The organism is Fructilactobacillus ixorae, assembly GCF_024029915.1.
Lineage (GTDB): Bacteria > Bacillota > Bacilli > Lactobacillales > Lactobacillaceae > Fructilactobacillus > Fructilactobacillus ixorae.
This window is the reverse complement of record NZ_CP097478.1, coordinates 1,196,049-1,209,930: the sequence shown is the minus strand read 5'-3', so window position 1 is coordinate 1,209,930 and position 13,882 is coordinate 1,196,049. Positions and strand designations below refer to the sequence as shown.

Here is a 13,882-nt window from a genome sequence, read left to right as displayed (position 1 = left end):
GGAATCTACGCAGGGACGATTTGGGAGTGCTCGGCTAGATTCACCACGTGATGGTTGCCGGGCGGCTCTGCTAATGAATTCGAAGCTAGAATGATAACCAGCCCGCGACCACCATGAGGTGGCGTGGGCTTTTTCGTTTAGTAATTTGCTGATGATTTTAGAGGGGAGATGAGCAGCTGTGAGACGGAATTAGTGAAGCGGGAGCCATGGACGAGCGAGCGGTGAAAAAAATAACGAAATGAGGAAAACATTATGACATTTAACTATGCAAACGCAGTACCTACGAGCACTACTAATGCCACGGAGGCCATCTTAAAGGCTGCTGCTGACCCAGAAGTAATCTCCTTTGCGGGCGGGCTCCCGGCCCCTGAGTTATTTCCAGTTGCTGCCGTTAAACGGGCAACCGATCGGGTGTTTGCTCAAGATGGAGAACAGGTGTTACAGTACGCGGGCACGCTCGGGTATCCGAAGTTGCAGGAACAAATTGCACACCTGATGCGTGGCCGCAAGGTAAAAGCGACCGCGGAGAACATCGGGATCGCGACGGGGTCGCAGCAGGCGATTGATTTAGTGGCCCGGATGTTAATTAATCCCGGTGACGTGGTCTTGGTGGAAGATCCGACCTACCTTGCAGCCCTGGACGTGTTTCGTGCTGCCGGAGCCCAAGTGGTTGGGGTTGCCATGGATGATGATGGGATGCGGATGGATGATTTGCAGCAAAAATTAACCGCTCATCCAGCGGCTAAATTTATTTACACGATTCCCAACTTTCAAAACCCCACGGGGCGGACGATGACGGCGGCCCGTCGACAACAACTGGTCAAGCTTGCTGACCAGTTTGGGGTACCCATCGTTGAGGATGATCCCTATGGGGCCATTCGGTACGCGGGGACAACGGTGCCTCCGATTAAGCACTACGACCGCACGGGTTCCGTGGTATCAATCAGTTCCTTTTCCAAGATGCTTGCGCCCGGCTTACGGATTGGCTGGATCACCGCGGATCCAGCGTTCTTACAGAAGTACACGTTTTTAAAGCAGAATGCCGATTTGCATACCGATAATTTAACCCAGTACATCATCGCGCAGTTTTTAACGGACGAAGACCTGCCGGCCCACGTCCATCGGATTACAGCCGTGTATGAGCAGCGCGCCAAGTTAATGCTGGCAGAAATTGACCGCCACTTCCCGGCGGACGTGTACCACAGTCAACCAGAAGGCGGAATGTTCATTTGGGTGCAAGTGCCGGGCGAGCTCGATAGCGATGAGTTAGCCCAGCGGTGCTTAGAAAAAAACGTGGCCGTGGTTCCCGGGTCAGCCTTCTACGCTGGAAAAGCCCAACCAGGGACGTTTCGGCTGAACTTCTCCAACATGAATGATGACCAGATTAAAACCGGGATTCAGCGGATTGGTAAAGTGCTCAAAGAACTAGGGGTGCAGTAAGTTAAGTGTTTGGCTTAGTGGGTAGCGATGGTCAGCTGTTCTTATTTTCGGTATACTGAGAACAAAGGATGGGATGGCGATGAAATTTAAGCAGTTGAATTGGTGGACATTAGTGACGCTCGGGATTTTTCTCCTGCTCAACGGACTCTTAAGTTTAGTAGTATTTCACACGAGCAGGGCCACGTTTGGGCGGTCTGAAATCGCAGCGTTGATCTTAGTTTTAGTGCCCCTGGCGCTTTTTTGGCTCGGAATCCGTTTGGGGTTGTACCTGTTAGCGCTGGTCCAGGCGCTATATCTTGTCGGTTACTGTAGTGCCCTGTATCGGTTGGTACAACTGCCAAAGCTCGCGCTCTTGCTCCGGAGTTTTGCCCTAGTAGCCGTTCTCATTGCGTTAGGCGCCCTGTTGTATTGGTTCCGCTTGGCTTGGCAAACCCGGCAAGCGTTAACCAAAGCGCGGGTCCAGCGTTACCTAAAATTTAGAAAATAGGGAGGAACAGTATGAAGATCAATGAAACTGACTTCGTTGCAGAAGCTGAGGCGGAAACGTACGCCCATAAAACAATCACGGCCCCGATGGCGGACCTGCAAAAGCAGCCGGCCGAAACGCTAGCACCGCTAGTTCAATTCGTGGAGGCGGCCATTAATTCCGATAAAATTGCGAGTGCCGATTTACAGGTTAGTGACGCCGAGGTGCTAGTGCAACTGCAGACTTCGATCATTAATCTCCCGTTAGCCTACGGGAAAAACATTCATAAAATTATGGTTGATGACGGGGAAGTCGATGTGAACGTGTACATGATTATTGCGGCCCCAGCAATCAACAAGTCCAAGTTGCGTATCGATGAGTTACAGGATGCAACGACCTTTGTGAAGCACCCCGACCAGGCGCTGGACCAATTTACCACCTGGATGCAGACTCAGTTAGCAGAGTTGGCTGAACATGACGCCGAAGCGTCCGCTAACTAGCGAATTCCGTGGAATTCTGTTATAATTAAAGCATGCGACGAGCCGCATAAGCAGAGCTTATGATGGGAACCACGTTAACTGCCGCATTGCAGGTGGTTTGACTAGCAGGTGATGTGAACACTGTGTTAGTCCGCTTGGAAATCCAAGTGCCAACCAGAAAACCCCTCTGATTTAACGATCAGAGGGGTTTTTTGTTGGTTAATTAGTGGTGGTTGCTAAGGTAGTCCGCCTGGGTTAATCCCATGTATTGGGCATCGCGATAGGCTCCGGCGGCAAAGAATTGATCGGTAATCGTGCCTTCGCTTTGAAAGCCGAACTTTTGGTAGATGTGTAGTGCTGGTGCATTCGTCACATCCACATAGAGGTAGAGCTTATGTAGATTTAACTGGGTAAAGGCCAACTGAAGCAGTTGCGCCATGGCCGCCTGAGCATAGCCGTGGCCGTTTTCGTCATCTAGCAAGGCAATCTCAAATTCACCGACGCGCGCCACGGGATCGAGATCGATGATTTCGACCAAACCAACCCCGTGTTGCGGTGTCTGGTTGGTTTGAATCGTTTGGCTAATGATGCGATCGTCAGTGGTGTGTTGCTTCAAAAAATGAGTGACGTCGTGCGCACCCAGTAACGGCGGTTGAAACCAAAAGCGTTGGGTACTAGCTTGTTGAAAGATGGCTTGGATTAAGCTGTAATCAGCTGCGTCAGTTGTGAGGGGTTGTAAAAAGATCGGTGCTGAAGTGGTCATGGCAGTTCTCCTATTTTACTAAGTAGACACGGTCGTTAATCAAATCAAAGTGGGGTAAATACTGGTTGAGCTTGTCGATGCCCGGATCGGAGATGAATTCGGCGTGTTGCCAGAAGTCCCGCGAATTGGTAGCCCCATCCTTTTCACCGATCACAATTAGTTGGACCGGATGACCGTCCTTACGGATGGCGTCCAGGAGTTCAGCGTCCACTGGATCCCCATCGGGTGACCAACTCATGATGATGAAATCAACCTGGTCCTTGTATTTATGGTAAGCATCCAGGGCGCTGAGTTTTTCAATCGGCGTGACCTGGTGGTTGCCGGTTTCATTTTCGGCTTGCCACGCGAGGCTGTCGGTTCCAATGACGGGGGCCTGTTGCTCACGTAGCCCCTTGGTGATGTAGCCGTTGCCCGCCATGACTTCTAGGGCGGGTTTCCCGTCCAAGTAGCGCGCTAATTGGTGGGTGAAAGCCGAAGAAATGTAGGCCCACATGCCGTAGTGTGCTTCGAGGTAATCACGAAACGAGCGCAGGTCTTTATCGACCTGGGGCAATAGCTTTGAAATTCGATCCCACTCGTGGTCACCGGCCGGGTCACCCAGCGCAAACCGGGCATTGACACGCTCGTATAAGCGATCCTGAATGTCCTCTGGTAACGTGAGGTTGGGGAGGTCCTGGGGTAAATGGCCCGTTTGTAAGCGGCGATCGGCCATGAGTGCGTGGTTCAGCAAGAATTTAACCTCTGGATAGTGGTTAAAGGCCGTCCGGTCGGCCTGCAGGCGTTGGATGTAATCCGAAGCTTGATTACGGTGGGGATGACTTTTTTGGAAGTTCTTGAGGAGCTGTTTACGGTTCATAACATTAATTATCCTGTTTAATTAGTAGTTGAGATCGAGTTCTTCTTGGGTATCGTGACCATCGTCGTGGCGACCCTGCTTACCATGTAAGAAACCGTCAATTAACTGGTAGATTTCATACCGATCGTTCCCGGTTAAGCGTTGCTCGTTAAAATAAAGCTCGGTGCCGGAAATAAACAGCTTGGACAGATCGGTCTTTTCGCTATCCACCCGACCACTGAGGTAGTCCATTGAAATACCAAAGTAGGTGGCGAGTTTGCGTACTTCCACGTAGGATGGGTTCCGAATCCCCCGTTCCCAATTCCCGATTTGGGATGCGGTATTTTCATGATGCTTGTCACTAGGGAACTGCCGGTTTAATTCAGTGGCCAGTTCGGCCAGGGTAATGTGCTTACCGGTGCGTAAGGCCTTTAGTCGTTCTGGAAACATGTCACTACCTCCTCCTGTTTTTATTATACTTCATCGCCCGCTAAATGATAGGGGGCTCCATTTTAAAATCCCGGGTGAAATGGTATGATTAACGTAGTTAAAAACACCATGAAAGGGGGAACTGCGATGCTATATTTGATTGGGGGAATCGGAGCGCTGGTGGTCGGCTTAATTGCTGGCTATGTCCAGCAAAACCGACAGGTTAATCATCGCCTTAGCCACGCGCACACCCAAGCGCAAACGATAGCGACTGATAATCAACAACAGGTGGCCGCTGCCGTGCAGCAGATTCGGCAAAAAATTGAAGCCGAAGTGGCGGACCACCAGGCCGATGTGGAACAAGAAATTGACGAACAAATCGCTGAAAACGAGTTGCGTCAGGATCGCATTGATTTTCAGGCGAAGAGTCTCCAAAGTTTTGCCAATCGGTTGGATAAAACTAAGCAAAATCTCGACCGCTCCCAGGCCGAATTGCAGGACTTACAAAACACCATCGCCACTGATCAAGCCCGCGCCGATCAGTTACAGCAGGAACGGGAACGCGTGGTTCACGAAAAGAGTGGCCTGGCGCCCGAACAAGCGGAACAGGTCGTGTTGCAAACGACGAGAACCACCCTGCAACAGGATTACGAAATGACAGTTCGCGATGAACACGAAGAACACCAGTTTACGGCCCCAAAGACAGCCCGGCAGTTGATGGTGGATGCCATCCAAGCGGGGCCTGTGGACGTACCCCGGGCGCACATCGACCGCAACGTGATTATTCCGGACGAGGGGATGCGCAATAAAATTGTTGGTAAGAATGAACAACGGTTGCGGTTGTTAGAAACGCTCATCGGGGTTGATTTGATTTTTAATCCCGAGAGTCCTGAAACGCTAATTATTAGTACTAACGACCCCCTCCGCCGGGAAATTGCCCGGGGAGTGGTGAACGAACTAATTACTGCCAAGCAGGTCAATCCCGGAGTGATTGAACAGCTGGTGCGGAGTACCGAACGGCAGGTGCTCGAGCGACTGCGAACAACGGGGGAAGAAACCTGTGCTAGTTTGCACCTTGGCTGGGTTCATCCTGATCTCATGAAACTGGTTGGTCGCTTACAGTACCGGACCAGTTACGGGCAAAACGTACTCCAACACTCCGTGGAAGTGGCCGAGTTGTGTGGCATGATGGCCACGGAACTAGGTGCGAACGTCCGCTTAGCCAAACGGGCGGGCTTACTGCATGACATCGGGAAAGCAGTGGACCGGGAAGTAAATGGGACCCACGTGGAACTAGGGGTGCAGATCGCCCAAACCTATGGGGAAGACGAAGCAGTTGTGGATGCAATTGCAGCTTCCCATGGCGACGTCGATTCGGAAGCGACGATTGCCGTGCTCGTGCGGGTGGCCGATTCAATGTCTGGAGCTCGACCGGGAGCGCGGAGTGAATCCGTGGAAGAATATTTAAACCGGTTGAAGGGACTTGAACGAATTGCCAATTCGCATCCGGCCGTTAAGGATAGCTATGCAATTCAGGCCGGCCGCGAGTTGCGGATGATGGTGGATCCCGCGACGATTAACGATCAGCAAACCAATCAACTGGCAGAGCAAGTCTGTGAACAGATTGAATCCGAGTTAACCTATCCGGGGAAGATCAAGGTTACAGCTATTCGTCGTTCAAATGCCGTTCAATATGTCGGGGGTAAACCCCAAGCACGCAAAAAGCACGCAAGTTAAGGATCCGAGTTCCGGTGGGAGCCAGGTCCTTTTTTCTAAGCAGGAAGCGGTTGCTTGAGAACCGTTACCGGGGCGAGTTGAGTTTCCCCCGGAGTTCTCGGTATAATAGACCATAACTGTGCAAGCGTGGATGGGGGAAAAAGAGCTATGATTAGACAAACGAAGGCGTTTCATTTAGCAATTTTGGCATTATTAATTGCCATTGTGATTTTACAGAGCATCGTTCCGTTTTTAGGCTACATTCCGGTGGGACCGGTTAATATTACAATCATTCAAATTACGGTCATCATTGCCGCGGTTCTGCTCGGGCCAACGGATGGGGCGATTATCGGCCTAGTGTGGGGAATCTTATCCTGGATTCGTGCCTTTGTCGCCCCCACCAGTCCCGTGCAAACGTTAGTCTTTACCAATCCGTTGATTTCCGTCGTGCCCCGGGTCTTAGTTGGATTCCTAGCGGGCTACCTCTTTTGGGGGTTAATGCGCGCTCACTGGAAACAAACCTGGGCCTTGGCACTTACTGGGGGCTGTGGAGCGGCCTTGAATACCCTGCTCGTGGTTGGCTTGATTGCATTGTTCTACCACACGCCCGCGGTGGCACAGGCCTATGGGGCTGGGAATCCGGACCTCTTGAGTAAGGTTTTGATGACGTTGGTGGTAACGAACGGGCTTCCCGAGCTCATTTTGTCAGCTCTAGTCGTGCCCCTCGTGACCACGCCGTTGTTAAAATGGTTCCGTCGTTAGGGGAGTACAAGAATGAAGCAAGCGCTTGGAATTGTCGTGCAGCACGTTCACTTTCAGTATCCAAACCAGCCCCAGCCGTTATTAACGGACGTTAGCTTCCAGGTGCCCGCTGGACAGTGGTGGTCGGTATTAGGTAGTAATGGGAGCGGGAAATCAACCTTACTCAAGTTACTGGTCGGGCTCGAACGACCGCAAACTGGTCAGCTACTGATTAACGGGCAAGCGGTGGTTCCCATTACGGAGGGCGCGAACCCCACGGTGGGCTTGGTGCTTCAAAATCCGGATAACCAGTTCGTTGGCGCGACCGTGGCCGATGACGTTGCCTTTGGGCTCGGTAACCAAGGTTGGTCTCAATCCGAGGTGCAAGGCCGGGTCAAGGCGGCGCTGGATGCCGTTGATATGACAGCTGCGTTGGGGAAGGCCCCTGATGAACTGTCAGGTGGGCAAAAACAACGGGTGGCCCTCGCCAGTGTCTTGGCCCGCCACCCCGGCGTGTTATTGCTAGACGAAGCAACTAGCATGTTGGATCCGCAGGGGCGGACGGCGTTGGTGTTGAAGTTACATCAGCTCCAGCGGCAGTTGGGTTTGACGGTGCTCGAAGTGACCCACCAGCCTGCTGAAGCCGATCTGGCCGACCAAGTCGTCGTGTTACACGCGGGCCGAATCGTGCAACAGGGCGCTCCGGCTGCCATATTTGCACATCCGGAACGGTTACTAGCCTGGGGAATTCAGGCCCCGTTGCGGTATCGGTTGCGAAGCTGGCTGGCAAACCAGGGCTATCCGCTGGCAGTGGAACAGGTTGCACACGTCGATGATTTGAGGAGCGCACTATGGCAATTACGATCACAAACTTAACCCATCAGTATCCGGGCCAATCTGCTGACCAGGCGGCGCTCCGGTCCGTATCCGTGTCCATTCCCACGAACCAAGTCACCGCGATTGTGGGGAAAACGGGTAGTGGAAAATCCACGCTGATTAAACATCTGAACGGCTTATTATTACCAACGGCCGGTTCGATTCACTTCGCTGGAACTACGCTGACGGCGCAAACCAGGGCGCAGGAGTGGCAACGGATTCGCCAGCGGGTGGGACTAGTGTTTCAAAATCCGGCCACCCAACTCTTTGCCCCCACGGTTTTAGCGGATGTCATGGCGGGTCCGCTTGCCTTTGGCCTGGATCGCAACCAGGCAGAACGACGGGCGCTTGCAGCGCTGGAAACGGTGCGGGTTCCCCGCAGCCTCAATGAGCAGAGTCCGCTTTTGCTATCTGGTGGGCAGCAACGGCGGGTGGCCATTGCCGGGGTGCTAGCGAACCAGCCGGAAGTGGTGATTTTTGATGAACCGACGGCCGGCTTAGATGCCCCCGGGCAACGGGAATTAGTCAGTTTGTTCGTGGCGCTCCAACGCGACCACCGGACTATTTTAGTGGTTACCCATGAGATGGACGTGGTGGCGCAACTAGCCCAATGGGTGTTAGTCCTGGATCAGGGGCAAGTTGCCTTCTGGGGCACCCCAGCAGAACTATTTCGAAACCAACCCGCGGTGGTGGCCAGCACGAACCTTGAGTTACCAACCCCCATGCAACTGGCCCACCAGTTAGAGCCCCGGGTTTCACATGCGCGGTTACCCTTAACTGAAGCGGAACTAGACGAGTGGGTCTTACGACGACTCAGAAAGGATGATGAGCGTGGCACAACGACAACCTAGTTGGCTTGACCGGTTAACTCCAGGGACGCAGCTGGTTAGTCTTAGCCTAGGCTTAGTGGCCGTCTTTTGGAATCAACGGCTACCATTAGCCGTGCTCCTTTGGTTGGCAAGCTGGGGACTGGTGGTCAGCGCGCACATCAGCTTAAAAACCTTTGGGCGCCGGATCCGCCTGTTTATGGTGTTTATTGGCCTGACCGCCCTCCTACAGCTCGTAGTGGTACCCCAAGGACCAGTCCTCTGGCAGGGCGGGGTGATCCGGATTACCACCGGAAGTTTGGGGGCCGCCGGCCTACTGTTTACTAAATTTGGGACCGCCCTAGTGCTGTTAAACTTATTATCCCTCCTGGCCAATCCGAATGCGATGACCGCCGCGGTGGAACAGTGGTTAGCACCCTTGCAAAAGTTGGGGCTTCCAGTTAGTGACCTGGCACTCACTATGAGCATTGCCTTTCGCTTTCTCCCCACCCTGCACGCAGAGTTTCGCGCGGTAACGGCCGCCCAGCAAGCCCGGGGACTGACCTACCACACGGGTTCGGTGCGTAAACGGGGTCAAGCCCTGCTTGCGGTCTTTGTACCGGTCCTCGTTAACAGTTTTAAACGGGCTGAAGACCTCGCAACTGCGATGTTGCTCCGGGGCGTTCAAACCCACCAGTCCCTTACGCAGTATGCGGTTCCACAGCGGACCTTTCGGGATGGAGCGACATGTGTGGGGAGCATCGTGCTTCTCTTCGTCGTGATTGGTGTGAATCTGAAGTAAAAAGCAGTTCTCTCGAGGGAACTGCTTTTTTGGTTATTTAATCACTTTGAAGTTATGGTGATGGTCGGCTTTAATCTGGGGATGCTGTTGGAGGTACTTGGCAATGAGATTACTCATGGTAATCGTATTGTAGCGGAGCACCTTTTGTTCGCTATACATCGGATAGTGCCCCCCGCCGACTGCTCGGTAAGTGTTCAACACGATCTTCAGTTTCATTTTATTGGTGACAGGTTGCCCGTGATAGGTTGGGTTTAAGATGCGGTGACCAATCGGATTAGATACCTTAATGATATAGTCAATGCCCGCGTACATATCGTAATTATAATCACGAATCTTAGGATGATGATACTTGGGATCTACGATGATCTCCCCGTTCTTAAGCGTGAAGTATTCGGCCGTTTTTTCGAGGGCGGCTTTTAGATCAGCTCCCGAAATTTCGAGGAGGGAGAGGGTGTTCGGATAGACGTAGTTTGTAATGATGTTACGCATGGTAATTGGATTTTCAAATCCCCGAGCCTCGTTTGAAAAGAGTGCCGTTGCTGAAATATCGCATCCCATGGTTTCCATTTGGACCCTTTGAATAAAATTAACAAAGGCGGAGCCATGGAGCCGGACTTCAAAGGGATCGGTGTAGGTCATGGAGCCGTCAATGTGGGCGAGGGGCAGGGAAAGCCAGTTTTCGACCGCCGCCTCGGTTGGGCGAAAACTGGCCGCCGTAGCGTTATCCGGTTTGGCATCACCGGTTTTAAGCAGTTTTTGGTGGCTTTTTTGGATCTGGTAACGCCCGTTAACGCGCTCTAAATCTAACTGAATTTTACCCACGTAGCTTCCCCGGTGTCCCGGTTGGACGTAGGGAATGCCAAACAGTTTGCCGGCCAGGGCGCGGTGTTGGTGTCCGGTTGCCATGACGTCGATTCCCGGCACGGTTTTCATGATGGCGTAAGCTTCATTTTCACCGTCGATTTTATCATTGGGCTGCCCGTTACTTAGATCTCGTTCAAACCCCCCGTGATAGAGAACGACGACTACGTCGGCTTTTTGCCGCATTTCCGGTACGTATTTTTGGGCGGCTTCTAACGCGGAGATAAATTTGAGGTTGGCAATACTAGCCTGATTTTCCCAGGCATCCACGGACTGGGTGGTTAAGCCCAGGACGGCCACCTTTAAGTCCCCCACCGTTTTTACGGCGTACGGTTTTCCAAAGGCCGGAGTTCCCGTCGCCGTTAGAATGTTGGCAGACACAAACTGGCGGTGACAACCGTGAATGGCATTTTGTAGGTACGGTTGCCCGTAGTTAAACTCGTGATTACCAATGGTGCCAAAGTCATAGTCAACCTGATTAAAAGCGGCGTTAATGGCAGTGGGCGCGGGGGCATGTTCCACCTCAGCTTGATAGTACGCGAGCGGGGAGCCTTCCAAGAAATCACCGTCGTCAAGCGTCAAGTGGTAGTCACTTTTTTCCTGTTCGCGTTTGATGATGGTTGCTGCTTTTTCAAAGCCAAAGGGAAGATTGGCATGGGGCTTAACGTAGTTGGTGGGAGCCAAAAAGCCGTGCGTGTCGCTGGTGGTTAAGATTGTTAATTTCATGTGCAGCCCTCCGTCAAATGGTAGAATGTTTAAATTATAATATTAAACCCTAACTGTGTAAATTATTATTAAGTTTTGGAAATGACGTTGAACTCTATCGTCAATATGATAAGATATAGATGTCTAATAAATAGTCAATGTTTGTCAGACGTACTTTATGTCACATGCTTTGCATGAGGAGGTAAGCTGATAATGTTAAATTTGTATGTTGCCCCAAGTAGCGCATCCAGTCGGAAAGCGCGGGCTTGGTTAAAAGATCATGAGATTCCCTTTAAAGAACGAAACATTAACTCACAACCCTTAAATGCGGCCGAAGTTAAACACATTCTCCGGTTAACTGAAAATGGGAGTGAAGATATCATTTCAACGCGCTCGAACATTTTTAAGAAACTGCACTTAAACCTGGATGACCTTTCGTTAACCGAATTAGTTGACTTATTGGTTAAATACCCTGATTTAATTAAGCGTCCCATCATCTTTGATGACAAGCGCTTGGAAGTTGGTTACAACGAAGAAGAAATTCGGCGCTTTTTACCCCGGAGCATCCGGCAAGCCGAATTAAAAGAATTAGAAGCAAAATTAAGCTAAACACTGAAGGCGCCTAGTTGGGCGCCTTTTTGATTGGAGTGGCCACATGATAAAACTGATTGCATTGGATTTGGATAATACGTTGTTAAACTCGAAAAAGCAAATTAGCCCGCGCAACGAACAGGTGCTCCGGCAGTTGCACGAAGCCGGGTTACGGATGGTTTTGTGTACCGGGCGCCCAATTAATGCCATCTGGAATTACATCGAGCAACTCGGCTTGACCACTGCCACGGACTACACGATTACTTTTAACGGAGGGCTGGTAATTCAAAATCCGACGAACCAGGTCCTAGCCGAGCAGGGGATGCCGAAAGCGGACCTACAACCGCTCTACCAGTTTGCTAAGGCCCAGCGGGTGCCCCTCGATGTCTTAGATTTTCATCAGGTGTATCCGCTCCAGGAACTCGGGACCTCCATTTATCAAGAGAAGTTAAACGGTAAAATTAACTTTCACCCGGCTTCGTTTGCGACGCTCCCGGAGCAAACCTATGCCAAGGGCATTCTGGCTAACCAAGCCGAGCGTTTGGATCAATTACAGCAGGTGCTCCCCGTGGAGTTGACTACCCGGTATCACGTGGTCCGCTCCCAACCAGAGATTCTAGAATTCTTGCCACCTCAGGTGGATAAAGCAGCGGGGCTTTCCGCCTTGTTACAACACTTTGGATGGACCTTTGCGGAGTTAATGGCGTTTGGGGATGCGGAAAATGACGCCGGGATGTTAGCGCACGCGGGAGTTGGGGTGGCCATGGGGAACGCGACCCCAGCAATCAAGCAGGTGGCGCACTTTCAAACCACCACGAACGACCAGGATGGGGTTGCGACCTTTTTGACCCGGTATTTTCCCCAACAATAACCGAACTTTACTTGATTAAAAGTTATCATTTTGAATAAAATCCGAATTAAATTGCTGAAAAAGATTGACATTCTCCTTTTTTACTGTATATTAAGAAAAAAACAATAAGGAGTCTCATTATGAAACTAACAATCCGCACTGCACCAGCAATTACGCGCTTGAGCTTACTTAACAAAGTCATTTGTTAATGAGGTCAAGCACTTTGGGCTGGCCTCCAGGAGTAGAGGCCAGTTCGATGGTTTAGTAGAGTGGATGGTTAGACTAAACAGCCCTGGTTATCACGGTAACCAGAGCTGTTTTTTTGATGAACGCCTGTGATGTTTGAGGAGGAGTGTGTCAATGAAAAAATCACAATTTGTCCCAGAAACAACTCCCACCACGTGGAAAGGGTGGGTCTATCAAGTTTCGCAAGGAGTTTCAAACACCATTCTGGTTATTTTAGGGATGGGATTGTTACTAAGTACGCTCGGCACCGCCTTGCACTGGCGAGCATTATTTGAAGCGGGGGTCATGGGGCAACACCTGCTAGCGCCCGCGCTCGGAATGGCGGTGGCGGTCATGCTACGGACTACGACGCTGGTGACGGGGGCGACCATGATTGCTTCCACCGTGGGGGCTAACGCCGTTTACTTTACCACCGGACCGGTAGCAAAGACCGTTACGGCGACTCACTGGGTGACGGATCAGCCGACGGGGGCGACCATTTTGACCATTGGACAACCTGTTTCAGCAGTCTTAGCAGCGGTCGTGGCGGCTCTGATTGGGAAATGGTTGACAGGGAAAACCCCGTTGGATTTGGTATTGGTGCCCTTTACCACCGCCCTAACGGGTTGCATTGCGGGCCTCTTGTTTGCGGCCGTAACCACCCCGGCTTTGAACTGGATTAGTGAGCGGCTGGCGGATACGATGGAGTTTAGCCCAGTTGTGGGGTCGATGATCGTCGCCACGGCGTGGTTCCTGTTTCTCATGACCCCAGCCTCCTCGGCCGCACTGGCAATTGCAGTACAACTGGATCCGAAGTCGAGTGGGGCGGCTTTAATTGGAACCACGATTGGTTTTGTGGTCTTTACCGCCATGTCATTTCGCCAAAACGATTGGGGTGGGAATCTCGCTCAGACGCTGGTAACTCCCAAGGTTCAGTTTCCAAACCTATTGAAACGCCCGGTGTACATCCTCGGACCAGTGCTGATCGTTATGGTGATGGCACCCATCGCCGTGGTTGGGTGTCACTTCCGCGTACCCTTTACGATCGCGGGCCTGGGTCTCAATTCACTGATTGCGCCGTTGTGGTTGTGGGCAAATGATCGCACCGGGCTGCTCACGTTGCTAGGCTTGGGCGTGATTGTGCCAGCGCTACTGGGCTTCGCTTACTACCAGCTTTTGCACTGGCTCGGCAAGACGAATCCAGATGATCTCCGCCTGACTGAAGTTTAACTTAGAAAAAAGGACGCTGACCCACCAGTTGGTGGGTCAGCGTCCTTTTATTGGTGTTCAATGAGAG

15 protein-coding genes are annotated in these 13,882 nt (G+C 51.8%); 11 read left to right on the top strand and 4 right to left on the bottom strand.

Annotated elements, in window-relative coordinates; all coding sequences use genetic code 11:
- The first annotated feature begins 252 nt into the window (after nucleotides 1-252).
- The 3 genes from M8332_RS06080 (at nucleotide 253) to M8332_RS06070 (ending at nucleotide 2,406) form a co-directional block, all read left to right on the top strand.
- On the top strand, nucleotides 253-1,440 hold the full coding sequence (locus M8332_RS06080) for an aminotransferase-like domain-containing protein (protein ID WP_252779953.1): 1,188 nt from the start codon (nucleotides 253-255) through the stop codon (nucleotides 1,438-1,440).
- Nucleotides 1,441-1,519: 79 nt separating this feature from the next.
- Complete coding sequence (locus M8332_RS06075) at nucleotides 1,520-1,927, top strand: hypothetical protein (RefSeq protein WP_252779952.1); 408 nt, start codon at nucleotides 1,520-1,522, stop codon at nucleotides 1,925-1,927.
- Nucleotides 1,928-1,938: 11 nt separating this feature from the next.
- Nucleotides 1,939-2,406, top strand: a complete 468-nt coding sequence (locus M8332_RS06070) for a hypothetical protein (protein WP_252779950.1) — start codon at nucleotides 1,939-1,941, stop codon at nucleotides 2,404-2,406.
- Nucleotides 2,407-2,608: 202 nt separating this feature from the next.
- On the opposite strand, the gene M8332_RS06065 is transcribed toward M8332_RS06070, so the two are convergent.
- From M8332_RS06065 to M8332_RS06055, 3 genes are read right to left on the bottom strand one after another with little or no spacing between them, the layout of a single operon-like run.
- On the bottom strand, nucleotides 2,609-3,148 hold the full coding sequence (locus M8332_RS06065; RefSeq protein ID WP_252779948.1) for a GNAT family N-acetyltransferase: 540 nt from the start codon (nucleotides 3,146-3,148) through the stop codon (nucleotides 2,609-2,611).
- A 10-nt stretch (nucleotides 3,149-3,158) separates the two neighbouring features.
- Nucleotides 3,159-4,004 carry an SAM-dependent methyltransferase gene (locus M8332_RS06060; RefSeq protein WP_252779946.1) on the bottom strand — a complete coding sequence of 282 codons (846 nt, stop codon included), beginning with the start codon at nucleotides 4,002-4,004 and terminating at the stop codon, nucleotides 3,159-3,161.
- A 21-nt stretch (nucleotides 4,005-4,025) separates the two neighbouring features.
- A complete protein-coding gene (locus M8332_RS06055) occupies nucleotides 4,026-4,433 on the bottom strand; it encodes a helix-turn-helix domain-containing protein (RefSeq protein ID WP_252779944.1) in 408 nt (135 codons plus the stop codon).
- Between the two features lie 84 nt (nucleotides 4,434-4,517).
- On the opposite strand from M8332_RS06055, the gene rny reads away from it, so the two are divergent.
- The 5 genes from rny to M8332_RS06030 all read left to right on the top strand — a co-directional run bounded on the left by rny (nucleotide 4,518) and on the right by M8332_RS06030 (nucleotide 9,353).
- On the top strand, nucleotides 4,518-6,149 hold the full coding sequence (gene rny / locus M8332_RS06050; protein ID WP_252779942.1) for a ribonuclease Y: 1,632 nt from the start codon (nucleotides 4,518-4,520) through the stop codon (nucleotides 6,147-6,149).
- Between the two features lie 147 nt (nucleotides 6,150-6,296).
- Nucleotides 6,297-6,890, top strand: a complete 594-nt coding sequence (locus tag M8332_RS06045; RefSeq protein ID WP_252779941.1) for an ECF transporter S component — start codon at nucleotides 6,297-6,299, stop codon at nucleotides 6,888-6,890.
- Between the two features lie 12 nt (nucleotides 6,891-6,902).
- On the top strand, nucleotides 6,903-7,745 hold the full coding sequence (locus tag M8332_RS06040; RefSeq protein ID WP_252779939.1) for an energy-coupling factor transporter ATPase: 843 nt from the start codon (nucleotides 6,903-6,905) through the stop codon (nucleotides 7,743-7,745).
- Nucleotides 7,721-8,596, top strand: coding sequence for an ATP-binding cassette domain-containing protein (locus M8332_RS06035; protein ID WP_252779937.1), 876 nt, complete (start codon nucleotides 7,721-7,723; stop codon nucleotides 8,594-8,596). Before M8332_RS06040 ends, M8332_RS06035 begins: the two co-directional genes overlap by 25 nt.
- The gene (locus tag M8332_RS06030; RefSeq protein ID WP_252779935.1) at nucleotides 8,577-9,353 is read left to right on the top strand and encodes an energy-coupling factor transporter transmembrane component T family protein; all 777 of its coding nucleotides are present in this window, start codon (nucleotides 8,577-8,579) and stop codon (nucleotides 9,351-9,353) included. The genes M8332_RS06035 and M8332_RS06030 overlap by 20 nt, the downstream gene beginning before the upstream one ends.
- 33 nt (nucleotides 9,354-9,386) lie before the next feature.
- Here M8332_RS06030 and M8332_RS06025 read toward each other — a convergent pair whose 3' ends face one another.
- Nucleotides 9,387-10,940 (bottom strand): bifunctional metallophosphatase/5'-nucleotidase, encoded by a 1,554-nt coding sequence (locus M8332_RS06025; protein WP_252779933.1) that lies wholly within the window; start codon nucleotides 10,938-10,940, stop codon nucleotides 9,387-9,389.
- Between the two features lie 192 nt (nucleotides 10,941-11,132).
- Here M8332_RS06025 and spx point away from each other — a divergent pair, with 192 nt between their 5' ends.
- The 3 genes from spx (at nucleotide 11,133) to M8332_RS06010 (ending at nucleotide 13,815) form a co-directional block, all read left to right on the top strand.
- Nucleotides 11,133-11,528, top strand: a complete 396-nt coding sequence (gene spx / locus M8332_RS06020; protein ID WP_252779932.1) for a transcriptional regulator Spx — start codon at nucleotides 11,133-11,135, stop codon at nucleotides 11,526-11,528.
- A 46-nt stretch (nucleotides 11,529-11,574) separates the two neighbouring features.
- Complete coding sequence (locus tag M8332_RS06015) at nucleotides 11,575-12,381, top strand: Cof-type HAD-IIB family hydrolase (RefSeq protein ID WP_252779930.1); 807 nt, start codon at nucleotides 11,575-11,577, stop codon at nucleotides 12,379-12,381.
- Between the two features lie 339 nt (nucleotides 12,382-12,720).
- The gene (locus tag M8332_RS06010; RefSeq protein ID WP_252779929.1) at nucleotides 12,721-13,815 is read left to right on the top strand and encodes a PTS sugar transporter subunit IIC; all 1,095 of its coding nucleotides are present in this window, start codon (nucleotides 12,721-12,723) and stop codon (nucleotides 13,813-13,815) included.
- The last annotated feature ends 67 nt before the right edge of the window (nucleotides 13,816-13,882 follow it).